Below are 25,506 nucleotides of genomic sequence, written 5' to 3' on the forward strand. Positions count from 1 at the left end.
TTCAGTTTTTTTGAGTCGCCCTGCGTTGTGAACGCGTTTCTTGAAACATATCCATCATCTTCAGACCGGCGTATACCGTTTGCGCCGCAGCCGGGCCGAGGGGGCCGCCATTCCATTCCAGACCGTAGGCATCGAACAGACGGTAGCGATCAGTCTCGCCGCAAATGGCTTCTGCAATGACGCGTGCGCCGATCGGGGCGGTGTTCATACCATGGCCACCAAATGATGTACACGCCCATAGCCCCTTTCCGAGCGGACCGATGTGAGGCATTTTGTGCCGCGCATAGCCCATCAGCCCGGACCAGGCTTTATCGATCTTGATGCCCCGCAATTGCGGGTATACGTCGAGGATGTCGCCGGTCAGCAACTGCCCCAGGCGTTTTTCATCCTGCAGGTTCCTGGTGGTGATACGGCCGCCCCAGAGCAGGCGATCACCGTCGACGATTCGGTAATAGTCCGAGGCACGGCGATTGTCGCCCACGGCATCGGTGGTGCCTACCGCATCGGCCAGACGCTTGCCCAAATGTTCGGTCAATACCGCGTAGGTTGCGATCGGCAGGAAGGCGCGCCGTAATTTTCCGAACTCAGGGCCGCCATAACCGCCGCAGCAATACACCACATTCGCGCAATCGACAGTGCCCCGGTCGGTAATGACGCGATGTCGTCCATTGCGGCTCTCAACCCGGACCATGGGTGACTGTTCATGGATCTTTCCGCCGCTGCACTCGATGAGCCGGGCCAGGCCCAGGCAATAGTTCAGCGGGTGGAAGTGAAATCCATGATTATCGCGCAGCGCCTGGAAGTACCTGTCGGTCTTGAGCTTTTCACGCACGGCGTTGCGATCCAGGTAGTCGAGGTGGAAGTCGAAATCCGTCGCCATCCTGTCGCGCAGGCGCTTGAGATTATCGCCATCCTCGTAGCGGACCACGCTCAATTTTCCAGGCGTTGGTGCGCAACCTGGCAACTGATGACGGGCGATCATGTCGCGAACGGTGTCGACGCCTTCGAGCGACAGTTTGAATAGCGCGGCGGCTGTCGGTTTTCCGCAGCGTCGCTCGATGGAAGACAAGCCTTCGGACCAGCCCTGGAGGACAAAGCCGCCGTTACGGCCGGATGCTCCCCACGCAACACGGCCGGCGTCGAGCAGCACCACGGACCGACCTCGCGATAACAGTTCCCAGGCTGTGCTCAGCCCCGCCAGGCCTGCACCGATGATGCAGACATCGGCCTGAGCGTTGCCTGACAGCGGCGCGCGCTCAGTCGTGTCGTGCATCGTGGCGGTGTAGTAATTGTTGTTATAGGTGTACATGAAGTCCGTGGTCCTTTTTCGGGCGCAGACAGGCAGCGCGCCGCGTCGGGAACGGGCGCCTGCCCTGCAATGGATGTAGTGCGCCGGGATTATTGAATGGCGGTCAGATCAGCGCCGTACCACTTCTCGGACAGTTGCTTGAGCGTGCCGTCGGCTTTCATCTCTGCAACGGTTTTGGTCAGCGCGCTATTGAACGCTTCGTCGCCTTTATCCACGGCGATAGCCAGCGGTTCGTAGTAAGCGGGTTTGCCCTCCACCCGGACGATGGGATAACCATTCTTGACGGCCGCGACGACGGTTGGCAGTGCGGACAAGGTGGCGTTCAGTCGGACCCCGTTACCCATGCGCAGATCATCCAGAGGACCCATGCTGTCGCCGTACGTCTTCACCTCGCCCGGCGTGACGTCGTAGGTGAACGCTGGCACATCGGCCGCGTCGATCTTGAGGCGACGATTGATGTAGTCCTCCGACGTCGTGCCTGCTTCGACGCCGATGATCTTTTCGTTCAGATCCGCTGCCTTGGTCCCCGCTGCATCCTTGTGCACGGCGAATACATAGGGCGTGTAGTAGTAGATGGCGGGGAAGTCGAGGACGCGGGCGCGCTCGGTGGTTGGCGTCATCGAACCGACCGACAGGTCCCAGCGATTGGACCAGCGTCCTGCAGTGATGATCCCGTATTCGGGGGTCACGAAGTCGACCTTGCTACCCAGGCGTCGGCCGATTTCGGTCGCCACATCGATATCGAAACCTTGCAGCTTGTTGTCCGGACCCAGGAACGATTGCGGTGGCCAGTTAGCGGCGGTGGCCACTTTGATCACCTTGGTTTCATGGATGCGGTCGAGGGTCGAACCCGCCCAGGCGGCGCCTGTGCCGAGCGTGACGGCGGTGGTGACAGCGGCTGCGGTGAACAAGCGAGTGATCGAGATCATGAGTAAGCCTCCAGGTATCTTGTGTGCAGTTTTTTGTTGTTTTTGTCGATGACTTCAGAAGGTACGGCGATGCTTCTCAGTGGCTGAGAATCTGTGACAGAAATTCCCGGGCGCGTTCGTGCTGCGGGTTCTCGAAAAATTCATTGGGTTTGGCCTGCTCGATGATGCATCCCTGATCCATGAAGATGATTCGGTCGGCGACCCGTCGGGCGAACCCCATCTCGTGGGTGACGCACACCATCGTGATACCGTCCTGGGCCAGCTCACCCATCACGTCCAGCACCTCCTTGACCATTTCGGGGTCAAGCGCCGAGGTGGGTTCGTCGAACAGCATGATGCGTGGTCGCATGCACAGGGCGCGGGCGATCGCCACGCGCTGCTGCTGGCCGCCGGAGAGTTGGCCGGGGTATTTATCCGCCTGGTTGCCGATCCGTACGCGGTCGAGGTATTCACAGGCCAGAGCGCGAGCCTCTGACTCCCCGAGCTTGCTCACCAGGCGCGGCCCCAGCATGAGGTTCTCCAGCACTGTCATGTGCGGGAACAGGTTGAACTGCTGGAAGACCATGCCAACCTGACGGCGGATGCTGGCCACGCAGGCGGCATTGCGAGTCAACTCGATGCCGTCGATGAACACTTGGCCTTTCTGGAAGTCTTCCAGCAGGTTCAGGCAACGAATCAACGTCGACTTGCCGGAACCCGACGGACCGCAGACGACTACGATCTCACCGCTGGTAATGTGCAGGTCGATGCCTTTGAGCACATGAAATTCGCCATACCATTTGTGCATCTCATGAATCGAAATGGCGGGGTACGGGGCAGGGGCTGCTGAAGTTGACGACGGGTTCATCGTAATGCTCCTGATTCAGCGGTGGGCACGATTGAAGTGCTTTTCCAGACGGGACTGAACGGTTTCCAGCACGATCGACAACAGCCAATACAGCACGGCTGCGGTGATGAGCATTTCCAGGTGCCGGAATTCGGCGCGTCCTTGGGTTCGTGCCAGGAACATCAGCTCCCAGACTCCGATTACCGAAACCAGCGAGCTGTCCTTGAGCATCGAGATGAATTGGTTGCCCGTCGGCGGAATGATCAGGCGCATGGACTGCGGGAGAATGACCCGAGTCATCGTTTGAAAGGGATTAAGACCGATCGCCCGGGATGCTTCCCATTGCCCCCGCGAGATACTGCTGATCCCCGCGCGGAAGATCTCCGTCATGTAGGCGCCATAGCAGAGCGAGAGCGCCAGTATTCCTGCCGGAACTGCACCGACCACGTAGCCGAGTTGAGGGATGCCCAGGTAAATGAGATAGATCTGGATGAGCAGCGGAACGCCGCGGAAAAATGAGGTGTAGAAGCTGGCGATGGCAATGGCGAAACCGTTGGAAGATAAACGGGCGGTCGCTCCCAACAGTGCCAGGACAAAGGCGATGGCAATGGAAATCGCGGACACGTAGACGGTGGTGAAAACCCCTTGGGTAATCATGAAGCCGACTTTGGTCGCGATGAAACTGTAGGAAAGATTGAAGGTGTCGAAGAATAGAAGGAACAGCACCAGCAATTCGCACCACACCGTAATGATCTGCGCCCGCAAGGGAAACCGGCCAAGGATGAACAGATTCAGAACAACGGTGATGGTGAATGTGCCCCCGACCGCGATGTCACGCGCCAGTGGCGCTTTCAGGTCAAGAACGATTGGCCCCATCAGATTGGAAAGACGGCTTTCACCCACACCGCAGGCAAGTGTGATGACGAAAATGACAGTAGCGACCACCCCCATGAACAGGACGCTGTCAGTCATGCGCGCCTTGACGATATGGTCTTTGTACATGGCTTACGTTCCTCAGGGTGTGCCCCTTTGTTGTTGTAAGTCCATTATGTGTCTGCGAAATGCCGGGCGGGACCCTGCAAAATGTTGGATATGTCAGTTTGTACGCGCATATCGGTGGGTAAGACCCATACATCTGCTCGTGCTCTGAGCACTCTGGCCATGAGGACTTTTCAGATGTAGCCCAAACGCTTGAGAGTAGGGCCATGGACTTTATCGAACACTCAAGGGCGCAGTTCTTGTCGGCTTGATTGCCCGCTTCTCTTTATTTCCCAAAGGAATCATTGAGTTACTAAATGGTCATACCCACGGTTAAACGCTGTCCGAATGACATTTTCGAGCAGCCACACCGTTTCATACCCCCGACCTTTAGGACACTCAAATGAATCGCGCAGTCATGATGATCCTGGCCATTTCAAGCACTCTCTTGCTGGGAGGCTGTGGCCATCACTGGGATGACGGAGAAAGGCACGGCCGATACCACGATCATGATCATCGCCGCGGATATGACCAGAGAGATGACGATGATCGGGGTTATGACCGTCGATACGATCGTCGCGACTATGATCGCGATCACCGTCGTTATCGTGATCGTGACGACAGGGACGACTGACCCTGGACGTAGCCGTGACACAACCCGGGTAAATACCGACCTGGGTTGTGGTGATGCCACTGCGTCTGAATCCACTTCAGGGATGATTGACGGAAACTTAGGGTTACCAGAACTTGAATGTGTAGGCGACGATCAGGCGATTTTCATCGACATCCGTCGTTTCGCTGCCGCGATAGGTGACGTTGCGCCAGCGCAGGCTCAGGTTTCGCAAAGGCCCGCTCTGGATCACGTAGGCAATGTCGGTGTTGCGCTCCCACTCTTTGGCGGCAACGCCACGAATCGTGAAATCATCGCCTCGCATGTAGCGCGTCATGAGTGTCAGTCCGGGCATGCCCAAGGGGGCAAAGTCATAGTCGTAACGCAGTTGCCAGGAATCTTCCCTGGCCCGGACGAAGGGTTGGTAGGTGCCGTTGTTCAAGGCCCAGGGATCGGCGACCAACAGATAGGGAAGCCCGGTGTCGCCATTCTGGTTTTGATAACCAAGGCCCAGTGAGTGACCACGGCTGCTCAACGTCAGCATGCCACCCAGGTAGCGGTTGTCGACGTTGGTCCGGCCCTCGTCATCGCTGCCGAAATAGCGCACGTCAGCCTTCAGGTTGATGCTTTCGGTCAGGGCCGATTTGTACAAAAGACTGGCGGCATTCTGGCTGTAGTTGTCCTTCAGCTCGGCGCGGTAGAACGTGGCGCTGAGGTTGGGCTGCAGGGCGTAGGTCGCGCCAGCGTAGTTGAAACGGTCCGTGGGTACGCCGCCAGTGGAGCCGTCGGCTGCCATGCGCATGTCTTCGTAGTCGGACGAGTCGCGCTGGTGGGCCTGGCGAAACTGGCCTGCGGTAAGGCTCAGGCTCTGGATGTCGGTGGAGACCACCTGACCCCCTTGATAGGTCTGCGGCAGCAGGCGCGTGTCGTTGCGAAACAGCACCGGCATCACCGGTTCGTGGTTGCCGAGGGTGACGACGGTCTTGGCGACTTTGAGCTTGGCGGTCGGCGCCAGGAAGCTGTACTCGTCCACTGGCTCACCGGTCCGCTGGTTGCGCTGCAGGACGCCTGTACCGCTGGTGCCGCCGCCAGAATCGAGCTTGACGCCAACCAGCCCTAGCACATCCAGGCCAACGCCCATCGTACCTTCGGTGAATCCCGAGTTACCGCGCAAAATGAAGCCTTGTGCCCAGTCTTCGGCTTTGCTCTGGGGTTTGCCATCGTGGCGCGGGCCGTCGACCAGGCCGGCGTCGCGGTAGTCGCGATTCATGTAGAAATTTCGTGTTTCCAGGCTCAGGTGACTGTCGCTGACCAGGTCTGCATGGGCCTGTGTCGTGAGCAATAACGCAGACAGACAAGGGGCTTTGAGGGAATACCGGGCACGAGTCGGCCCGGCCAGATGCCCGGTGACGGGATTGGCTGTACGCATAATGAGATGTTCCTGCCTGCTGTGAGTTGTTTTTGTTGTTCAGCCAGCCCCGGGAAGGGGGCTGTTTAGGGTTTTATGAACAATGAAACGTCGGCGAGGGCAGGAAGGTCGGGATCAGCCTATTGCGCCTCGTCGTCTTGCTGCTCGTCGCCGAGCGATATGGCTGCCATGTCGCCTTGCAGCTTGTTGAGGTAATGCAGCAGGCTGACGCTGTCGTCGAAACTGAAGCCTTTCAACGCCTGCTGGTAAAACGTCTGGATCCGCTCCTGCAACGAGTCCCAGAAAGCCCTGCCGGTATCGGTCAATTGCACCAGGCGGGCACGTCCGTCATCCGGGTGCGGCACGCGCAGCACATGGTTGTCGCGTTCCATGCGTTTGAGCACGCCGTCCAGGCTCTGGCGACTGACGAACAGGTACTCGGTCAGTTCAAAGAACGAGATACCACCTTGATAACGTTCACGTGACAGTGCGCCAAGCACGGCCCATTGCACCGTGCTGATGCCCATCTCTTTCTGGACTTGCCTTTGCAGCACGTTGCCGGTCTGGAACAACCGGAAAAACAGCGTGTTGGGTACGGATCGGGTATCGCTATTGTTCATTAATGTTCCTTGTCGGCTCCGTAAGGGCGAGCGCGGCGGTATGAGCGCCCGGCCTGGCGGAGCAGGCAGGGCATCAGTTCGGGACAAACTCGCGCGCGATGATATTTTTCATGATCTGCGCGGTGCCGTCACCGATTTGCAGGCCAAGTACATCGCGCAGGCGCTGGGCGAACGGCAGGTCCTCGCCGTAACCGGTGTGTCCATGGGCCAGCAGACACTGCTTGACCACATCGAACGCCAGTTTCGGGCCCCACCATTTGTTCATGGCCGCCTCGGCATTGTGCGGCAGCTTATTATCCTTGAGCCACAAGGCGTAATAGCACTGCAGGCGCGCAGCATGCACGTAGGTCTGCAATTCTGCCAGTGGGTGGGTCAAACCCTGGAAGGAAGACAAGGCCTGGCCGAAGGCTTTGCGCTCGGTCAGCCATTGCCAGGTTTCATCCAGCGACTGCTGGGCCAGGGCCAGGCACTGCAGGCCGATCAGGGCACGGCTGTAGTCGAAGCCTTGCATGACCTGTTTGAAGCCCTTGTTTTCATCCCCCAGGCGATGGCTGACCGGCACCTGGACGTTGTCGAAGAAAATCGAACCGCGGCCAATGGCGCGCTCGCCGGCATCGTCGAAGCGGGTGGTGCTGATGCCCGGCAGGTTCATGGGCACCAGGAAGGCGCTGATGCCGCTGGCGCGTTGCTCCAGCGTGCCGGTGCGGGCGAAGACCACGGCGACGTCGGCCTGGTCGGCCATGGAAATGGACGTTTTCTCGCCGTTGAGCACATACACGTCGCCCTTGAGCTCGGCCTTCAGGCGCAGGCTCGCGGCATCCGATCCGCCGCTGGGTTCGGTCAGGGCGATGCAGGCGACCTTGCGCCCGGCGGTCATTTCGCCCAGCCATTCCCGGGCCAGGGAGGATTCGGCGTATTGCGCGATGATCTGGCCATTGAGCGAAGTCAGCAGCGGGATGTACGCCACGTTGAAGTCGCCACGAGCCAGCTCTTCGATGATCAGGCCGGCGGTGACACAGTCCAGGCCGCTGCCGCCGAACGCTTCCGGCAGCTCACCGCCCAGCAGACCCATTTCGCCCATCTGGGCAATCACGTCGCGCTCGATGCGGCCGTCGCGATCCCGTTGGCGGTAACCGGGGGCGAGGACGTCGGCGCTGAATCGTGCAACGCTTTCGCGGATGGCATTTTGTTGTTCTGTGAAGGCGAAATTCATGATGCTCTCCAGGCCATTGGGGTGCTGTGCCGGCAGCAGGATGGCTGCCGGCGCAGGGATCATTTGTAGAATTTGCGGAACTGGGGCTTGCGCTTTTCCTTGAACGCGGCGACGCCCTCCTTTGATTCGTCGGTGTCGTAGTACAGGCTCAGGGCCTGCATGCCGAGGCCGCCGATACCGCCGATGTTGGCGCTGTCGGCATTGAACGAACGCTTGGCGATGGACAGCGCGGTCGGACTCTTCTCGAGAATTTCCTCGCACCACTTCTGTACTTCTTCATCGAGCTGCTCGTGAGGCACCACGGCGTTGACCAGGCCCCAGTCCAGTGCCTGCTGCGCGCTGTATTTGCGGCACAGGTACCAGATCTCGCGGGCGCGTTTTTCGCCGATCAAGCGCGACAGGTAAGCGGTGCCGTAGCCCGGATCGACCGAGCCGACCTTTGGGCCGACCTGGCCGAACACCGCTTTGTCGGAGGCGATGCTCAGATCGCAGACCACGTGCAGCACATGCCCGCCACCGATGGCGAAACCGTTGACCCGGGCGATCACGGGCTTTGGCACTTCGCGGATCAGGTTCTGCAGTTCTTCGACCGGCAGGCCGATCAGGCCGCGACCGTCGTATTGGCCTTCATGAGCGCCCTGGTCGCCACCGGTGCAGAACGCCTTGTCGCCAGCGCCGGTGAAGACGATGACGCCGATTTCCTTGTTCCAGCCGGCGCGGTTGAAAGCGTCGAGCAGTTCCATGCAGGTCTGGCCGCGGAACGCGTTGTAGCGTTCGGGGCGGTTGATAGTGATGGTCGCGACGCCGTTGAGTTCCTGGTACAGGATGTCTTCGTAGTTCATTGCATGCTCTCCCATGTGAATGTCGCCTGGCTTAGCCAGCCATCGTCAGGCCGCCGGACACGCTGATCACTTGACCGGTAATGAAGTTGGCATCGTCGCTGGCGAGCAGGGCGATGATTCCCGGGTAGTCTTGCGGCTGACCGAGGCGACGCATCGGCACGGCATTCTTGAAGGCTTCCAGGAGCTTTTCCGGGTTGCTGGAGGTTTCGGCCACGCTCTTGAGCAGCGCGGTGTCGGTCGGACCTGGGCAGACCACATTGACGTTGATGTTCTTGGTTGCCAGCTCTCGCGCCAGGGTTTTGCTCAAGCCCACCAGGCCGGCCTTGCAGGCTGCGTAGACGGCCTCGCCCGACGAGCCCACGCGGGCGGCATCGGACGCCACGTTGATGACTTTGCCGCCACCGGCCTCGAGCATTTTCGGCAGCACCACGTGGTGCATGTTCAGGGCGCCGGTCAGGTTGATCGAAATCAACTGTTCCCACAGCTTGGGCTCGGTCTTGAGGAACGGCATGAAACGGTCGAAACCGGCGTTGTTGACCAGTACCGTTGGCACCCCCAGGTCTTTTTCGATGGCGGCCACGGTTTCGGTAATCGCGGCGTAGTCGGCGATGTCGGCGGCGTAGGCGACTGCCTTGCCACCGGCTTCGCGGATCAGGTCGACGGTGGTTTGTGCAGCGCTGCTGTCGCGATCGAGCACGGCAACCAGGCTTCCCTCGGCAGCGAAGCGCTGGCACACGGCACGACCGATGCCGCCGCCGCCACCGGTAATGATCACGGTTTTTCCACTAAGGCCTTTCATAGGGGCAATCTCCAAGTCAATTTGAATGGCGTGTATCGAGTGTGTGAATCAGCGGCGCTTGGCCGGGTCAATGCGAATGCTCGCGGCCCGCTCGTGCAGCTTGAATTTCTGGATCTTTCCGGAGGGCGTGCGGGGCAGGGCGGGCAGCACTTCCAGGTATTCGGGCAAGTAGTTGCGCGACAGGTTGTGTTCGAGCAGGAAGGCCACCGCGTCTTCGAGCCGCAATTCTGTAAAGCCGTCATGCAACGTGACGTAGGCGCAGACCCGCTCGCCCAGACGCTCATCCGGGCAACCAACCAGGGCCACCGCCGAAATGGCCGGGTGCTTGTAGAGCAGGTTTTCCACCTCGACCACCGGGATGTTTTCCCCACCGCGAATCACCACATCCTTGGTTCGCCCGGTGATGCGGATATAGCCCTGGGCATCCATGCGGGCCAGATCGCCGGTGGCGAACCAGCCCTGGGCATCGACGCTGTAGAGATCGGGACGCTTGAGGTAACCCACGAACAGGCTGGCGCCACGGACCTGAAGATGGCCTTCGCTGCCGGCCCGGACTTCAATGCCGGCATCGTCGACCACCTGCACTTCCATCAGGGGCAGGGCCAGGCCGTCGCTGTAGATGGACCGCTCGGGATCGTCCTGCGGACGGGTCATCGTCGAGGCGCCGGTTTCGGTCATGCCCCAGGCCGAGATGATTTTCGCGTTTATGCTCTTGCCGGCCTTTTCCACCAGGCTTTCCGGGATGGGCGCGCCGGCCGAGACAAAAATACGCAGGCTCGACAGCGCATCGCCGTGCAGCGGGGCGAGCTCGATCAAATCGGCGAGAAACGGTGTCGAGGCCATCGTGAAAGTGGGGCGCTCGGCGGTGGCGATCCTGATGGCGGTGCGCGCATCCCACACGTCTTGCAGCACCGCGGCTGCACCCAGGTAGATGGGCATCAGCATGCCGTAGAGGAACCCGGTCTGATGGGCCATGGGCGAGGCCATGAAGACAATGTCCTGGTGGCCGAGCCCCAGGCGCTCGGCATAGGGGATGACATTGCTCAGCAGGGTTTTGCTCGTGTGCAGCACGCCCTTGGGTTCACCGGTGGTGCCGGAGGTGAATAGCAGTTGGACAACGTCGTCGGCCTGGGCGCGACGCTCGGCGAACAGCGCCCGGGTATCGCCATTGTTTTCCCATGCCCGCTCCAGCAGTTGCCGTTCAAAGCTGTTGTCGCCGTCGCCGCCGATGACCAGAACCTGACGCAGGTCAGGTAGATCGGCGCGCAGGGCCTCGGCCATGCTGGCGTAATCGAAACCGCGGAAGTGTTGTGGCACCACCAGCAGATGACTGCGAGCGTGGCCGAGCATGAAGCGCAGCTCGCGTTCGCGGAAGATCGGCATCAGCGGGTTGAACACGGCACCAATACGGGCGCAGGCCAGGAACAGGGCAGTCATCTGCCAGCCGTTGGGCAACTGGCAGGACACCACACTGCCTTTTTCCACGCCCAGAGCGGCCAGGCCGGCACCCATACGGGTCACCACGGCATCCAGTTCGCCGTAGGTAAACGAGACAGGGTTGTCCTCGCCGCCCTGGTAGCTCGTCAGGGCGCGACAGTCTGCGCCCCGGGCGAGCTGCGCATCCCAGTAATCTGTAATGATCATGTCACTACTGTTGCTGGTCATGGGCGTTTCTGGATGATGATCTGCCGGTGTGGCTGTCCAGGTGTTCATTGTTGGTTATCGACTCTTAAGGGTTGGAGTTGTTGTTCTCTTACGATCTGGTATTGCCCTTTCGATGAGTTGAAGATAAGGCTTTCAAAATTAATATGTCAACATGTTGTCTTTATATTTTTCTGTGGATATATTCGAAGCCATTCCCGCAGAACAAGAGGTAGATGACATGGCTTTCCTGAACATCCTTGTCGAGCAGCGTGCAGCCGTCGGCCTGATCCGCCTGAATCGCCCGGCTGTCTATAACGCCCTCAACGACGCCTTGATGACTGAGCTGGGCCAGGCGCTGCTGGCGTTCGAGGCTGATGAGCAGATTCGCGCCGTCGTCATTACCGGCAACGACAAGGCCTTCGCGGCGGGTGCCGACCTCAGCGAATTGCAGTTCAAGGGCTTCGCCGATGTGTACCTGGAGGATTTCGTCACAGCCAACTGGGAAACCGTCACCCGCTGCCGCAAACCTGTGATCGCCGCAGTCGCCGGCCTGGCGCTGGGCGGTGGCTGCGAGCTGGCGATGATGTGCGACATGGTCATAGCCGCCGACAACGCCCGGTTCGGTCAGCCCGAAGTCAAGGTCGGTACCTTGCCCGGCGCCGGCGGTACCCAGCGCCTGACCCGCGCCATTGGCAAGGCCAAGGCCATGGATCTGTGCCTGACCGGACGCTTCATGGACGTCGATGAAGCCGAGCGTCTGGGGTTGATCAGTCGCGTGGTGCCCCTGGCCAGCCTGCTGGATGAAGCTCTGGCCGTGGCCGCGCAAATCGCCGCTCACCCGGCCATCGCGGTAAAGCTCAATAAAGAAGCGGTCAACCGTGCCTTTGAAACCACGCTGGCCGAGGGTGTGCAGTTCGAGCGGCGCTTGATGCACGCCAGTTTCGCCAGTCAGGACCAGAAGGAGGGCATGCAGGCCTTTGCCCAGAAGCGTCAGCCGGTGTGGACCCACCGCTGAGCAGCACGATCCTTTGGCAAGCCGCCTGACAACAAGAAGAGGAACTGCCCGATGACTTCAGCCGTACAAATGACCCGCGAGGCCCGTGTAGCCTTGATCCGGGTCGACAACCCTCCGGTCAATGCCCTTGGCCACGCCGTACGCGCCGGGTTGCTGGAAGCCTTTAGAGCGGCCGAACAGGACGGGCAGGTCGAAATGATCATGCTCTATTGCACGGGCAAGACCTTTATCGCCGGCGCCGATATTCGCGAGTTCGGCCAGCCTGCCCAGGCGCCGATCCTGCAAGCACTGACCCTGGCCATCGAAAACGGCAACAAGCCTTCGCTGGCCGTGTTGCACGGTTCGGTGCTGGGTGGCGGGCTGGAAGTCGCGCTGGGTTGTCACTACCGCATTGCCCACAGAGCCAGCCGGCTCGGCTTGCCGGAAACCCGTCTGGGCCTGTTGCCCGGTGGCGGCGGCACCCAGCGCTTGCCGCGGTTGGTGGGCGTGGCAACCGCGTTGGAAATGATCATCACTGGGGAGCCGATCGAGGCAAGCCAGGCGCTGGGGCTCGGCCTTGTAGACGCACTGTTCGACGATGAGCCTCTGGTCGCGGGCTTGCGGCATGCGCGGCAACTGTTGGCCGAGCAGGCCTCTGTACGGCGCGTCGGCCAGATTGAGATGCCCACGACACCTGCCGAGGCCAGCGCGTCGATCGCGGCCCGGCGCAGCGCAATCACCCGAACCCATCCGGATTCATTCTCGGCGCCGCGCTGCCTTGCCGCCGTCGAAGCAGCGACCCAAATGCCATTGATTGAAGGCTTGCAGCGCGAGCGCGCACTGTTTCTCGAATGCATGGCATCGCCCCAGCGTGCGGTGCTGATCGAAGACTTCCTTGCCCGGCGCCAGGCGGCCAAGAACCGCCAAGGCTGAACCCGCGGCCAGCCTGGGGTTGGCCTGACCATCGATAGAGGACTTTGCATGGACATCCACTACACACCTGCCGAGGTTGAGTTCCGCGCTGAGGTGCGAGCCTTTCTTCGCGACGCGCTGCCTGCGGACATCGCCAGCAAGGTTCGCCTGGGCAAGCGTCTGGGCAAGGACGACCACCAGTGCTGGCAGCGCATCCTCGCCCGGCGCGGCTGGTACGCGGCCAATTGGCCGGTGGCCTTTGGTGGCACCGGTTGGAGCGTGGTGCAAAAACACCTATTCGAAGAGGAGTGCGCCGCCTTCGGAGCGCCGCGCCTGATTTCCTTCGGCGTCAACATGGTTGCCCCGGTGATCATGAAATTCGGCAGCCCGGCACAGCAGGCGCATTACTTGCCGCGAATTCTCTCGGGCGAAGACTGGTGGTGCCAAGGCTATTCCGAACCGGGTGCAGGCTCGGATCTGGCCAGCCTCAAGACCCGCGCCGTGCGCGAAGGCGACCACTATGTGGTCAACGGCCAGAAGACCTGGACCACTCTGGGCCAGCACGCCAACATGATTTTCTGCCTGGTGCGCACGGACAGCGAAGCCCAGCAGCAGCGGGGTATTTCCTTCCTGCTGATCGACATGACCACCCCCGGCATCAGCGTGCGCCCGATCATCACGCTCGAAGGCGAGCATGAGGTCAACGAAGTGTTCTTCGACAACGTCCGCGTGCCGGTGGAGAACCTGGTGGGCGAGGAGAATCAGGGCTGGACCTGTGCCAAATACCTGCTGACCCACGAACGTACCGGGCAGGCCGGCATCGGTCAGTCCAAGGCTGCGCTGGCGTACCTCAAAGAGGTTGCCCGGCAGGAACTGCGCAACGGTCAGCCATTGCTGGAGGACCCGCAGTTCCGCTTGCAGGTTGCCGAGGTGGAGATTCAGTTGCTGGCCATCGAAATGAGCACCTTGCGCATCCTCGCCGCCGCCCAGGCCGGCGGTGTTCCCGGTGCCGAAAGCTCGATCCTGAAGATCAAGGGCTCGGAAATTCGCCAGGCCATCAGCCACTTGCTGCGCAAGGCGCTGGGCGCCAAGGCGTTACCTTTCGTTGAAGCGCAACTGCACGACGACTTCACCGGCACGGCGCTGCACAGTGACTACAGCGCTGCCCCCGCCAGCCAGTATTTCAACCTGCGCAAGCTGTCTATCTACGGCGGCTCCAATGAAATTCAAAAGAACATCATCGCCAAGATGATTCTTGAGCTTTAAGGAGGTACGCAATGGACTTCACACTCAGCTCCGAGCAGCAGATGCTGCAAGACACCGTGGCCCGACTGGCCCGCGATAACTACAGCTTCGAAGCACGCGAAGGCTACTACCGCAGCGAAACCGGCATGAGCCCGGCGTTCTGGAAACAGATGGCTGAACTGGGCCTGTGTTCGGTGCCGATTGCCGAGGAACATGGCGGTTTCGGTGGCAGCGGCGTGGACAACATGCTGATCATGACCGAGCTCGGTCGCAACCTGTGTCTGGAGCCGTTCTTGCAGTCGCAGATTCACGCGGCGGGCCTGCTGCAGCAACTGGGTGATGCCGGCCAGCGGGCAGACCTGTTGCCGCAAGTGGCCGAGGGCTCGCTGCAACTGGCCGTGGCGCTGGAAGAGCTGCAAAGCCACTACCAGTTGCACGATGTGCAGACTCAGGCGCGCCCGGTCGAGGGCGGCTGGTGCCTGTCCGGGCGCAAGATCGCCGTGGTCGGTGCTGCCAGCGCAGGGGTGATCCTGGTGTCGGCGCGCACTGGCGGTGAGGCTCGGAGCGAACAAGGCATCAGCCTGTTCCTGGTCGAATCGCAAACGGACGGTTTGCAGCGTCGCGATTACCCCTGCATCGATGGCCCGCGTGCCAGCGACCTGATCCTCGACAATGTTTTTGTGACCCGCGGGGCTTTGCTCGGCAGTGTCGGCGAGGCTTTGCCGGCCTTGCGATATCAGCAGGGTCGTGCCATTGCCGGACAGTGTGCCGAGGCCGTCGCCGGCATGCAGGAAGCCTTTCGCCTGACCCTCGACTACCTCAAGACACGCAAGCAGTTCGGTGCACCCATCGGCAAGTTCCAGGTGCTGCAGCACCGCATGGCCGACATGCGCGGCGAACTGGAGTTGGCTACCTCGATGGCCATCCTTGCCGCCTGTGTGGCCGATCAGTCCGACAGCGACGAACGTAGCCGGCAACTGGCCGCCGCCAAATTCGTGGTGGTCCGCGCCGCACGCCTGATCGCCGAGCAAGCGATCCAGTTACACGGCGGTATTGGCATGACTTGGGAATACAGCCTGGCTCATCACGCCAAGCGCCTGGTGATGTTGGGTCATCAATTGGGCGATGACGACCACCATTTGCAGGCCTACGCCCAATTGCTGCACAGCGCCTGATCGATCACTGCATTAACACGGGAACACATTATGAAAGTACTGGTTGCGGTAAAGCGTGTGGTTGATTTCAACGTCAAGGTTCGTGTCAAGGCGGACCACTCAGGCGTCGACCTGGCCAACGTCAAGATGGCGATGAATCCCTTCTGCGAAATTGCCGTGGAAGAAGCGGTGCGTTTGAAAGAACAGGGGATTGCCGCCGAGGTGGTGGTCGTCAGCATCGGCAGCAGTGCGGCGCAGGAACAACTGCGCACCGCGCTGGCGCTGGGTGCCGACCGTGCCATTCTGGTCGAGGCCGATGAAGACCTGGGGTCCCTGGCGGTGGCCAAACTGTTGAAAGCGGTTGTCGACAAGGAACAGCCTCAGTTGGTGATCCTCGGCAAGCAGTCCATCGACAGCGACAACAACCAGACCGGCCAAATGCTCGCGGCATTGAGCGGCTACGGTCAGGGAACCTTCGCTTCAAAAGTCGCCATCAGCGGCGACTGCGTGACCGTGACCCGCGAAATCGACGGCGGCGCACAGACCGTCGCGCTGAAACTGCCGGCCATCGTCACCACCGACCTGCGACTGAACGAGCCGCGCTACGCGTCGCTACCCAACATCATGAAGGCCAAGAAGAAGCCGCTGGAGGTGCTCACACCGAGCGCCCTGGGTGTCAGTTGCGCGGGCACCGTGCAGACCCTGAAAGTCGAAGCACCGGCCGCACGCAGCGCCGGGATCAAGGTCAAGTCGGTGGCCGAACTGGTCGAGAAACTGAAGAACGAGGCGAAGGTAATCTAATGGCTATCCTGGTTATCGCTGAACACACCAATACCGCACTGGCGGCTGCCACCCTCAATACCGTGACCGCTGCGCAGCAGATCGGTGGCGACATTCATGTGCTGGTTGCAGGGCAGGGCGCGAGCGCCGTGGCTGAAGCGGCAGCGAAGGTCGCCGGGGTGACGAAAGTGCTGCTGGCCGACAACGCCGCTTATGCTCACCAACTGCCGGAAAACCTCGCGCCTCTGATCGTCGCGCTTGTCCGGGAAGCAGGGGCTGACCGCTACAGCCATATCCTCGCTGCCGCGACCAGTAACGGTAAGAACACCCTGCCGCGGGTTGCCGCACAACTGGATGTCGATCAGATCTCGGAGATCATCGCGGTCGAAAGCGCCGATACCTTCAAGCGCCCGATCTATGCGGGCAACGCCGTCGCGACGGTGCAGTCGTGCGCCGGCGTGAAGGTGATCACTGTACGGGGCACCGGGTTCGATGCCGCTGCGGCCGCAGGGAACAGCGCTGCCATCGAAACGCTGACCCTGGTCACCGACAGCGGTCAGTCGGTTTTTGTCAGTGAAGAACTGGCCAGGTCCGATCGCCCGGAGCTGACGGCCGCGAAGATCGTCGTGTCGGGTGGCCGGGGCATGCAGAACGGCGACAACTTCAAACACCTCTATGCATTGGCCGACAAGCTCGGCGCGGGCGTGGGGGCGTCGCGTGCGGCGGTCGATGCAGGCTTTGTACCGAACGACATGCAGGTCGGCCAGACCGGCAAGATCGTTGCGCCGCAGTTGTACATCGCGGTGGGCATCTCCGGTGCCATCCAGCATCTGGCCGGCATGAAGGATTCCAAAGTGATCGTGGCGATCAACAAGGACGAAGAGGCGCCGATCTTCCAGGTGGCCGATTACGGCCTGGTGGCGGATCTATTCGACGCTGTGCCGGAACTGGAACGGGCGATCTGAGGAGGTGCTTGTGAATACGTTCAAACAAATCGGTGTGATCGGCAGCGGTGCGATGGGCCGGGGGATCGCTCAGTTGTTCGCCACCGCAGGCGTTCCAGTGTTGCTGTACGACAGCCGTAGCGAAGCGACGGAGGTGGCGTTACAAGCCAATCGGGCTTTGCTTGAGCGCTCCGCCGCCAAGGGCAAGTTAAGCGATGAAGCGCTGGCGACCGCACTGGCGTGCATGCGACCGGCCATCAGCCTTCAAGCCTTGGCCGATTGCGATTTATTGATCGAGGCGATCGTTGAAAACCTGGAGGCCAAGCAGGCGTTGTTTCGTGCGCTGGAGCACGTGGTCAGGGCCGACGCGGTACTGGCGACCAACACTTCCTCCTTGTCGGTGAGCCTGATCGCCAGTGCCTGCCGGCATCCTGAGCGGGTGGCCGGGTTTCACTTTTTCAACCCGGTACCACTGATGAAAATCGTCGAGGTGGTGCGTGGTGAGCGGACCGACCCGCAGGTGGTCAAGCGCCTGGTGACACTGGCCGGCCACGCAGGACATTTTGCCGCGACGACGCCAGACTCGCCGGGCTTCCTGGTCAATCATGCCGGGCGGGCCTTCGGTCCGGAGGCGTTGCGTATCCTGGGCGAAGGAATCGCGACCCCGGCGCAAATCGATCGCATCCTCAAGGACAGCCTCGGCTTTCGCATGGGGCCGTTCGAACTGTTCGACCTGGTCGGCCTCGACATCGCCCATGCGGTGATGGAGTCGATTCATACCCAGTTTTACCAGGACCCGCGCTACACCCCATCGGCGCTGGTGCCACCGCGTCTGGCCGGTGGCTTGTTGGGGCGCAAGACCGGGCAGGGCTTCTATCGCTACCAGGACGGTCGCGTGGTCGAGCAAGCGGAGCAGGCGCCGCCGCAGGTGGCGATCACCCAGCCGTTCTGGCTGGACTGCGACGACTCGGCGATGCGCGAGCGGATCGCTGCGGTGCTGTCGGTTGCCGGCGTGGTGCTGGAGCAGGGCGATCAACCGAGTGCGAATGCCATCTGCCTGGTCACGCCCTTGGGCGAGGATGCCAGCAGTGTGATCGCCCGCAAGCGACTGCCACCGCGACGCAGTCTGGCGCTGGAGACCTTCGTCGGTTTCGATTCGCGTCGTGTGCTGATGCGTCAACCGGCGCTCGACGCGCAGGTGCTGGCGCAAGCACGCCAGGCCCTGGGCGCCGATGGCGTGCCGGTGGAGGTCATCAATGACTCGCCGGGCTTCATCGCCCAGCGTGTACTCGCCGGGATCGTCAACCTGGGTTGCGAGATTGCCCAGCGTCGTATCGCCGAACCCGCAATCCTCGACCGTGCAGTGCAGTTGGCCCTCGGTTACCCCCATGGTCCGCTGGGTTTTGGCGACCATTACGGCGCGGCGCAGATCCAGCAGATCCTGCACCAATTGCATGAGCTGTATCAGGAACCGCGCTATCGGGTCAGCCCCTGGCTGCGGCGCCGGGTCCAGCTCAACCTGCCACTGACCACTGCCGAGGATCACGCATGACGGCCTATATCTACGATGGCCTGCGTTCGCCGTTCGGTCGCCATGCCGGGGCTCTGGCCGGTGTGCGCCCCGATGATCTGCTGGCCAGTGTGGTGCGTGCCCTGGTGGCGCGTAACCCGTTCGACATGTGTGACTACGAGGACCTGATCGCCGGCTGCAGCAGTCAGGCGGGGGAGGACGGGCGTAACCTGGCACGTCATGTGGCGCTGCTGTCCGGCCTGCCAACGGCGGTGGGCGGTTTGACCGTCAATCGCCTGTGCGGCTCCGGCCTGGCGGCCGTGCTGGATGCTGCCCGCGCCGTGCGCTGCGGCGAAGGCGAGCTGTTTGTTGCCAGTGGCGTCGAGAGCATGAGTCGTGCGCCGTTCGTGGTGGCCAAGGCGCAAAGCGCCTGGTCCCGAGATTTTCAGGTGTGCGACAGCACCCTCGGCGCACGCTTTCCCAATCCGAAGGTAGAGTCCGGGTTCGGCGCCGATTCGATGCCGCAGACGGCGGACAACGTCGCCCGTGAACTGAGCATCACTCGCGAGGAAGCCGACATCTATGCCGCGCGCAGTCAGGCGTTGTTCGACGCGGCGGTGCGCGATGGTTTTCAGGCCGGTGAAATCCTGCCGATCGAAGTGCCGCAAGGGCGCAAGCAGCCACCGAAGATCGTCGACCGTGACGAGCATCCGCGCCCGCAAAGTAACTTCGAGGCGCTGTCGGACCTGCAACCGCTGTTTGACGGCGGCGTTGTCACGGCGGGCAACGCTTCGGGCATCAACGATGGCGCGGCGGCGCTGCTGATTGGCTCGCGGGCCATGGGTGAGAAGGTCGGGCTCAAGCCCCGGGCGCGCATTCTGGCGGGCGCCGTGGTCGGTGTCGAACCGCGCCTGATGGGCCTTGGCCCGGTGCCGGCCTGCACCAAGGCGTTGCAGCGCGCAGGTTTGAGCCTGGCTGACATGGACCTGATCGAAATCAACGAAGCATTTGCCGCACAAGTGCTCGGCTGTGTCCGGCAACTCGGCGTGGCCTTCGATGATCCGCGCTTGAATCCCAACGGTGGTGCCATTGCCATCGGCCATCCACTCGGTGCTTCCGGCGCTCGCCTGGCCTACAGCGCGGTGCGTCAACTGGAACGCAGCAACGGGCGCTACGCCCTGGTCAGCCTGTGCATTGGCCTGGGCCAGGGCATTGCCTGCGTGATCGAACGCCTCGACTGACAACCCCTGACAAGAACCAAACCGGAGAATAACCCATGGCCAACAAGGCAAGCTTCAACTGGATCGACCCGCTGCTGCTGGATCAGCAACTGACCGAAGAAGAGCGCATGGTGCGCGACAGCGCCCAGCAGTTCGCCGCTGACAAGCTGGCGCCACGGGTGCTGGAGGCGTTTCGTCATGAACAGACTGACCCGGCAATTTTTCGCGAGATGGGCGAGACCGGCCTGCTGGGCGCCACCATTCCTGAAGCCTACGGTGGCAGTGGCCTGAACTATGTGTGCTATGGCCTGATCGCCCGGGAAGTCGAGCGCGTGGACTCGGGCTATCGCTCAATGATGAGCGTGCAATCCTCCCTGGTGATGGTGCCGATCAATGAGTTCGGCAACGAAGCCACCAAGCAGAAGTACCTGCCAAAGCTGGCCACCGGTCATTACATTGGCTGTTTTGGTCTGACCGAACCGAACCATGGCTCCGATCCGGGCTCGATGATTACCCGGGCGCGAAAAGTCGACGGCGGCTACCGCCTGACCGGGAGCAAGATGTGGATCACCAATAGCCCGATCGCCGATGTCTTCGTGGTCTGGGCCAAGGACGATGAAGGGCAGATTCGCGGTTTTGTCCTGGAGAAGGGCTGGCAGGGCCTGAGTGCGCCGGTTATTCACGGCAAGGTCGGGCTGCGTGCGTCGATCACCGGTGAAATCGTCATGGACAATGTGTTCTGTCCTGAAGAGAACGCCTTCCCGGATGTGCGCGGTCTGCGCGGTCCGTTCACCTGCCTGAACTCGGCGCGTTACGGCATCGCCTGGGGCGCGCTGGGTGCGGCCGAAGATTGCTGGCACACCGCGCGCCAATACGTGCTGGATCGCCAGCAGTTCGGTCGCCCGCTGGCTGCCAACCAGTTGATCCAGAAAAAGCTGGCGGACATGCAGACCGAAATTACCCTGGCCCTGCAAGGTTGCCTGCGTCTGGGGCGGATGAAGGACGAAGGTACCGCCGCGGTCGAAATCACCTCGATCATGAAGCGCAACAGTTGCGGCAAGTCGCTGGACATCGCGCGCCTGGCGCGGGACATGTTGGGTGGCAATGGCATCAGCGACGAGTTCGGCGTGGCCCGTCATCTGGTCAATCTGGAAGTGGTCAACACCTACGAAGGCACCCACGACGTGCATGCGTTGATCCTCGGTCGGGCGCAGACCGGTCTCCAGGCGTTTTTCTGATGTTCGTCTGACAACAAGTGTTCGACCGGCAAATCTGAAGCCGGCGACAAGCCAGAAAAAGGCGATGGTCATGACACCATCGCCTTTTTCATTGTGCCTGGCTGCCTACCCCGGCACGCGCTCAGGGAAACCATGAAAGGACGTGAACGCGGCGACCGGCTCGCGCTGTGTCTGCAGGCTGTTTTCCGGTGCATCGCGGTCCTCATGCCCGAGTGCGATGCCGCAGACCAGGATGTCCTCATCCGCCAGGGGTACATGACGGCGGACGATCTGGTGATACCAGGCGAACGCGGCCTGGGGGCAGGTGTGCAGGCCCTGCCCGCGTGCGGCAAGCATGATGTTTTGAATGAACATGCCCAGGTCGATGTAGCTGCCGGTATTGAGTCGGCGATCGAGGCTGATCAACAGGCCGACCGGCGCGTCGAAGAAGTGAAAGTTGCGCAGGTTCTGATGCTCGCGGGCCTCGCGATCGTTGCGGTCGATGCCGAGTGCTTCATACAGGCCATAACCGGATGCGCGGCGACGGCTCTGATAGGGTTCGAACCAGTTGTCCGGGTAGTACTGATATTCAGGGTCATGCTGACCGGGTTGGGTTGTGGTAGACGCCAGGATATCGGCACACAGTGCCTGCTTGGCATCGCCGGTCAGCGCATGGACATGCCATGGCTGCACGTTGTTGCCGCTGGGCGCGCGCGCGGCGACCTTGAGGATATGTTCAATCACCGGCTTCGAAATGCCCATGGGCAGGAAGCGGCGGACCGATTTGCGTGAGCGTATAGCGTTGTCTACGTGCATGGATTTTCTCCGGATTTTGCGCGGTTCAATCGAGTTCGGCGTAGCCTCTGATTCGAATACGATTGTGCTCGTTGGCCAGTATCAGGTTTCGACGGGTGCCGCCTGCCTGGTACAGCCTCGGGTGATCTCCCAGGGCAATGGGCGACAGGAATCGCACGCCAAAACGGCGCAGGCGCGAACCAGGCAGTAGACTGCCGAGTAACCCCATTCCGAGCATGCCCTGGGCAAACACGTCCGGGTGCCCGGCCATCTGCGCAATGGCCGGTTCCAGATGGACGCGGTTGTGATCCCCCGAGGCGCTGGCAAAGGCCCGGATCTGTTCCCGATTGATCTCGGTTGCGGCAAGTACAGGTTGCGTGTCTTGGGTCTCGAGCACCGGCCCGACGCTGGGTGCGCCCGGTTTCAGCAGGGCAACGTAGAGACTGAGCATCTCGCACGCCAGTGAACCGTCTGCGGCGAACAACCGGGTTTGCTTGTGCAGCAGGCTGAAACGCGGCTTGGTGATGACCTCGCTCAGGTGTGCGCTGCTGCGGTAGACAAAGCCTGGTTGCAATGGCTGGTGGTAGCGGAAATGTTGTTCGCCATGCAGCAGTTGATGGGCCTCAAGCCCGGTCAAAGTGAACAGCTGCCTGACCACGTCCCGGTCCATGTCGGCACTGTAGGCCAGGGTCGGCGGCTGATTGCAGTTCGGGGGCATGCCAATGGCCTGATTGAGGGCTAAAACGCGCTCGGCATCGAACGACCATTGGTATTCAGGGAACCGGTAGCCAGCAAGCGCAGTGAGACCCATGCCGGTCACCAGCCGCCAGACACGCTGAGCGACTCACCGGTGATGGCGCGTGCAGCGTGGGAGGCGAGGTAAACAGCGCTGTCGCCGATCTCGCTGGGCTCCAGCAGGCGCTTGAGGGGTTGGCGCGCCAGGATATGGCGTTGCAGGGCTTGCTCTTCGCTGATGTGGTCCTGGGCCGCCAGCTGCGGCAGCTGGTTTTCCACCAGAGAAGTGCGCACGGCGCCAGGTAAAATAGCGTTGGCGGTGATCCCTTGATTCACGGTTTCAAGGGCCAGGGTCCGGGTCAGGCCGATCAGGCCGTGTTTGGCGGCCACGTAGGCGCTCTTGTAGGGCGAGGCCAGTTTGCCGTGCACCGAGGCGATATTGATGATGCGCCCGCTCCGCTGTTCGAGCATGCCCGGCAGGGCGTGTTTGCTCATCAGGAAAGGCCCGGTCAGCATCACGGCCAACAGGGTGTTCCATTGCGACAGCGGGAAGTCCTGCACGGGCGCGATGTGCTGCAGCCCGGCGTTGTTCACCAGCACATCCACTGCGCCGTGCTCCGCCAACAGTTGCTCATAAAAGGAGACGATCTGCGCTTCGCTGGTGACGTCCAGCGCATAGGCGCGGGCGTTGGGCAGGCTGTTCGCCGCCTGCTCGGCGGCCGTCAGATTGACGTCGCACAAGGCCACGAAATCACCCTGGGCGGCGAAGGCCCGGGCAATCGCCAGGCCGATGCCCTGGGCGGCGCCGGTAACCACTACGGTACGTTGCGTCCGGTTCATGTTCAGGCTCCCGTTGATGCCGGTTGCTGGTGGCAGCGACTGATGACGCCAAGGGCGGCGGGATTTTCCATCGACGTCAGGTCGCCGGCGTCCTGGCCCAGATAAGCGGCGCGAATCACCCGGCGCATGACCTTGCCATTGCGGGTCTTGGGCAGCTCGCTGACGTAGTGCAAATGCTTGGGGCGCATCGCCTTGCCCAGCCGGGCACCAATCAGGCCAAGCAGTTCCGTTTCCAGTTCGGGGGTCGGTTCGCTGCCTGGAAGGAGCACCACGAAGCACACCGGGGCTTCACCCTTGATCTCGTCGGGAATGCCGATGGCCCCGGCTTCCAGCACCTGGGCGTGGCTGACCAGGATCGACTCCATTTCGGCTGGGCCGATCCGCTTGCCGGCCACGTTCAAGGTGTCATCGGAGCGACCGGTGATGGTCCAGAAACCTTCGTCATCGATGATCGCCCAGTCGCCGTGCACCCAGGTTTCAGGGAAACGGTTGAAGTACGAGTCTTCATAGCGCTGCGGTTCCTGCCAGAAGCTTTGGGTCATGCCGATCCATGGCTGGCGCAGCACCAGCTCGCCCAGCGTCTGGCGCACCGGCTGGCCCTGGCTATCGCAGACATCAGCCGCCATGCCCGGCATGCGACTGTTGAAGGTCACCGGGGATATCGGCTTGATCAGTACATTGGTCAGGATGCCGCCGCCGATTTCGGTGCCACCGGCATAGTTGATGATCGGATAACGGCCCTGGCCTACGGTGTTGAATAGCCACAGCCAGGGCTCCGGGTTCCAGGGCTCGCCGGTCGAGGTGAAGGTGCGCAAGGCGCTCAGGTCATGACCTTGGGCAACGGCATCACCATGCTGCATCAGCGAACGGACCAGCGTGGGTGATACGCCGATGTGGGTGGCCTGATGGCGTGCGCCCAGCGTCCACACCCGATCCGCTTGCGGGTAGTCCGGCGAGCCTTCATAGATGATGGCGCAGGCACCGTTGATCAGGCTGCCGAAGACCACCACCGGGCCGGTCAGCCAGCCCATGTCGGTGATCCAGAACAGGCGGTCGTTTTGTCCGACATCCATGCACAAACCCACATCCAGTGCCGCCTTGAGCGGAAATCCGCTGTGGGTATGCACCGCGCCCTTGGGCTTGCCGGTGGTGCCGGAGGTATAAATGATCATCATCGGTGACTGGCTGTCCATGACCGCTGTCGGGCACTGGCTGCCGTCACAGGCTTGCAGTGTGGCAAAGTCCAGATCGCGGTTTGAATGCCAGGGGATGTCCCGCCCCAGGCGCCGCACCACCACTTTTTCCAGCGACGGGCTCAGTGCGGCAGCCTTGTCGGCCTCTTCCTTCATGGCAATCACTCTGCCACGCCGCATGAAGCCGTCGGCAGTGATCAGCAATTTGGCCCCGCAGGCTTCAATGCGCGTGGCCAGTGCTTCGGCGCCATAGCCGGAGAAGGCGGGCGTGAAAATCGCACCGAGCTTGACCACCGCCAACAACGCGACCACGGTCTCGATCAGCATCGGCATGAAGATGGCCACGCGGTCACCGCTGACCATGCCCAGTTCGCTCAGGCCCTGTGCGACGTTGTTGACCCGTCGCGCCAGCTCGCCATAGCTCACTTCAAGACACTGGCCGTCTTCACCTTCCCAGATCAACGCGGCTTTCTGCGCGTGCTCCGGGTCGACAGCCCAGCGCTCCAGCGCCGTGCGCAGGATGTTGAGCCGGCCGCCCTCGTACCAGCGCGGATGCTTGATGCCACCAGCGGTATTGAGTGGCGTTTGATAGGGCGCATCCCAGACAATGCCGAGGGCCTGTTCCAGGGCGCTGGCGAACCATTGCGGATCGTTAGTGGAACGCTCGATGAAGGCGTCATGGTCAGTCTCGCCCACTTTCTTCATCCACTGATGCAGGCGCGTACGTCGAATGAAATCGGTTGACGGCGTCCAGACGGCGGAGGTGTTCATGGTCATGTCCTTATCGCT

24 protein-coding genes are annotated in these 25,506 nt (G+C 61.6%); 10 read left to right on the forward strand and 14 right to left on the reverse strand.

Going from position 1 to position 25,506, the window contains the following annotated elements:
- Position 1 precedes the first annotated feature (1 nt).
- From ACW9HW_RS06030 to ACW9HW_RS06045, 4 genes are all read right to left on the reverse strand, one after another.
- Positions 2–1,309: an NAD(P)/FAD-dependent oxidoreductase gene (locus tag ACW9HW_RS06030; RefSeq protein ID WP_457398915.1), complete on the reverse strand. Its 1,308-nt coding sequence runs from the start codon at positions 1,307–1,309 to the stop codon at positions 2–4.
- Between the two features lie 89 nt (positions 1,310–1,398).
- Positions 1,399–2,238 (reverse strand): transporter substrate-binding domain-containing protein, encoded by an 840-nt coding sequence (locus ACW9HW_RS06035; RefSeq protein WP_457398916.1) that lies wholly within the window; start codon positions 2,236–2,238, stop codon positions 1,399–1,401.
- Between the two features lie 76 nt (positions 2,239–2,314).
- On the reverse strand, positions 2,315–3,085 hold the full coding sequence (locus ACW9HW_RS06040) for an amino acid ABC transporter ATP-binding protein (protein WP_095195313.1): 771 nt from the start codon (positions 3,083–3,085) through the stop codon (positions 2,315–2,317).
- A 15-nt stretch (positions 3,086–3,100) separates the two neighbouring features.
- Positions 3,101–4,066, reverse strand: a complete 966-nt coding sequence (locus ACW9HW_RS06045; protein WP_095195314.1) for an amino acid ABC transporter permease — start codon at positions 4,064–4,066, stop codon at positions 3,101–3,103.
- Positions 4,067–4,445: 379 nt separating this feature from the next.
- On the opposite strand from ACW9HW_RS06045, the gene ACW9HW_RS06050 reads away from it, so the two are divergent.
- Positions 4,446–4,676, forward strand: a complete 231-nt coding sequence (locus ACW9HW_RS06050; RefSeq protein ID WP_095195315.1) for a hypothetical protein — start codon at positions 4,446–4,448, stop codon at positions 4,674–4,676.
- A gap of 103 nt (positions 4,677–4,779) precedes the next feature.
- Here the strand turns inward: ACW9HW_RS06050 and ACW9HW_RS06055 are convergent, their stop codons facing one another.
- The 6 genes from ACW9HW_RS06055 to ACW9HW_RS06080 form a co-directional block, all read right to left on the reverse strand.
- Positions 4,780–6,081, reverse strand: coding sequence for an OprD family porin (locus tag ACW9HW_RS06055; protein ID WP_095195316.1), 1,302 nt, complete (start codon positions 6,079–6,081; stop codon positions 4,780–4,782).
- A gap of 119 nt (positions 6,082–6,200) precedes the next feature.
- Entirely contained in the window at positions 6,201–6,680 is a 480-nt protein-coding gene (locus ACW9HW_RS06060; RefSeq protein ID WP_095195317.1) for a MarR family winged helix-turn-helix transcriptional regulator, read from the reverse strand.
- 73 nt (positions 6,681–6,753) lie between these two features.
- Complete coding sequence (gene aliB / locus ACW9HW_RS06065; protein WP_457398919.1) at positions 6,754–7,893, reverse strand: cyclohexanecarboxyl-CoA dehydrogenase; 1,140 nt, start codon at positions 7,891–7,893, stop codon at positions 6,754–6,756.
- A gap of 59 nt (positions 7,894–7,952) precedes the next feature.
- Entirely contained in the window at positions 7,953–8,735 is a 783-nt protein-coding gene (locus tag ACW9HW_RS06070) for an enoyl-CoA hydratase-related protein (protein WP_457398921.1), read from the reverse strand.
- Between the two features lie 31 nt (positions 8,736–8,766).
- The gene (locus tag ACW9HW_RS06075) at positions 8,767–9,534 is read right to left on the reverse strand and encodes an SDR family NAD(P)-dependent oxidoreductase (RefSeq protein WP_457398922.1); all 768 of its coding nucleotides are present in this window, start codon (positions 9,532–9,534) and stop codon (positions 8,767–8,769) included.
- 48 nt (positions 9,535–9,582) lie between these two features.
- Positions 9,583–11,199: an AMP-binding protein gene (locus ACW9HW_RS06080; RefSeq protein WP_457398924.1), complete on the reverse strand. Its 1,617-nt coding sequence runs from the start codon at positions 11,197–11,199 to the stop codon at positions 9,583–9,585.
- Between the two features lie 217 nt (positions 11,200–11,416).
- On the opposite strand from ACW9HW_RS06080, the gene ACW9HW_RS06085 reads away from it, so the two are divergent.
- Genes ACW9HW_RS06085 through ACW9HW_RS06125 form a run of 9 tightly spaced genes read left to right on the forward strand, consistent with a single transcriptional unit; the run spans position 11,417 to position 21,175 of the window.
- Positions 11,417–12,193: an enoyl-CoA hydratase gene (locus ACW9HW_RS06085; protein WP_095195320.1), complete on the forward strand. Its 777-nt coding sequence runs from the start codon at positions 11,417–11,419 to the stop codon at positions 12,191–12,193.
- A 51-nt stretch (positions 12,194–12,244) separates the two neighbouring features.
- Positions 12,245–13,105 carry an enoyl-CoA hydratase-related protein gene (locus ACW9HW_RS06090; RefSeq protein ID WP_457398926.1) on the forward strand — a complete coding sequence of 287 codons (861 nt, stop codon included), beginning with the start codon at positions 12,245–12,247 and terminating at the stop codon, positions 13,103–13,105.
- 48 nt (positions 13,106–13,153) lie between these two features.
- Positions 13,154–14,350, forward strand: a complete 1,197-nt coding sequence (locus tag ACW9HW_RS06095) for an acyl-CoA dehydrogenase family protein (RefSeq protein WP_457398927.1) — start codon at positions 13,154–13,156, stop codon at positions 14,348–14,350.
- A gap of 11 nt (positions 14,351–14,361) precedes the next feature.
- Positions 14,362–15,504 carry an acyl-CoA dehydrogenase family protein gene (locus tag ACW9HW_RS06100; RefSeq protein WP_457398929.1) on the forward strand — a complete coding sequence of 381 codons (1,143 nt, stop codon included), beginning with the start codon at positions 14,362–14,364 and terminating at the stop codon, positions 15,502–15,504.
- Between the two features lie 30 nt (positions 15,505–15,534).
- Entirely contained in the window at positions 15,535–16,284 is a 750-nt protein-coding gene (locus tag ACW9HW_RS06105) for an electron transfer flavoprotein subunit beta/FixA family protein (RefSeq protein WP_457398931.1), read from the forward strand.
- The gene (locus ACW9HW_RS06110) at positions 16,284–17,228 is read left to right on the forward strand and encodes an electron transfer flavoprotein subunit alpha/FixB family protein (RefSeq protein WP_095195325.1); all 945 of its coding nucleotides are present in this window, start codon (positions 16,284–16,286) and stop codon (positions 17,226–17,228) included. The genes ACW9HW_RS06105 and ACW9HW_RS06110 overlap by 1 nt, the downstream gene beginning before the upstream one ends.
- A gap of 10 nt (positions 17,229–17,238) precedes the next feature.
- Positions 17,239–18,759, forward strand: coding sequence for a 3-hydroxyacyl-CoA dehydrogenase (locus ACW9HW_RS06115; RefSeq protein WP_457398932.1), 1,521 nt, complete (start codon positions 17,239–17,241; stop codon positions 18,757–18,759).
- A complete protein-coding gene (locus ACW9HW_RS06120; RefSeq protein WP_457398933.1) occupies positions 18,756–19,958 on the forward strand; it encodes a 3-oxoadipyl-CoA thiolase in 1,203 nt (400 codons plus the stop codon). Before ACW9HW_RS06115 ends, ACW9HW_RS06120 begins: the two co-directional genes overlap by 4 nt.
- A gap of 35 nt (positions 19,959–19,993) precedes the next feature.
- A complete protein-coding gene (locus tag ACW9HW_RS06125) occupies positions 19,994–21,175 on the forward strand; it encodes an acyl-CoA dehydrogenase (protein ID WP_457398935.1) in 1,182 nt (393 codons plus the stop codon).
- A gap of 105 nt (positions 21,176–21,280) precedes the next feature.
- Here ACW9HW_RS06125 and ACW9HW_RS06130 read toward each other — a convergent pair whose 3' ends face one another.
- From ACW9HW_RS06130 to ACW9HW_RS06145, 4 genes are read right to left on the reverse strand one after another with little or no spacing between them, the layout of a single operon-like run.
- Positions 21,281–21,970: a nitroreductase gene (locus tag ACW9HW_RS06130; RefSeq protein ID WP_095195329.1), complete on the reverse strand. Its 690-nt coding sequence runs from the start codon at positions 21,968–21,970 to the stop codon at positions 21,281–21,283.
- A gap of 25 nt (positions 21,971–21,995) precedes the next feature.
- Positions 21,996–22,760, reverse strand: coding sequence for an FAS1-like dehydratase domain-containing protein (locus tag ACW9HW_RS06135; RefSeq protein WP_457398938.1), 765 nt, complete (start codon positions 22,758–22,760; stop codon positions 21,996–21,998).
- 5 nt (positions 22,761–22,765) lie between these two features.
- Complete coding sequence (locus tag ACW9HW_RS06140; RefSeq protein WP_457398939.1) at positions 22,766–23,524, reverse strand: 3-hydroxybutyrate dehydrogenase; 759 nt, start codon at positions 23,522–23,524, stop codon at positions 22,766–22,768.
- Positions 23,525–23,526: 2 nt separating this feature from the next.
- Positions 23,527–25,488, reverse strand: coding sequence for an AMP-binding protein (locus ACW9HW_RS06145; protein ID WP_457398940.1), 1,962 nt, complete (start codon positions 25,486–25,488; stop codon positions 23,527–23,529).
- Positions 25,489–25,506 lie beyond the last annotated feature (18 nt).

Source organism: Pseudomonas sp. SDO5532_S415, assembly GCF_054071155.1.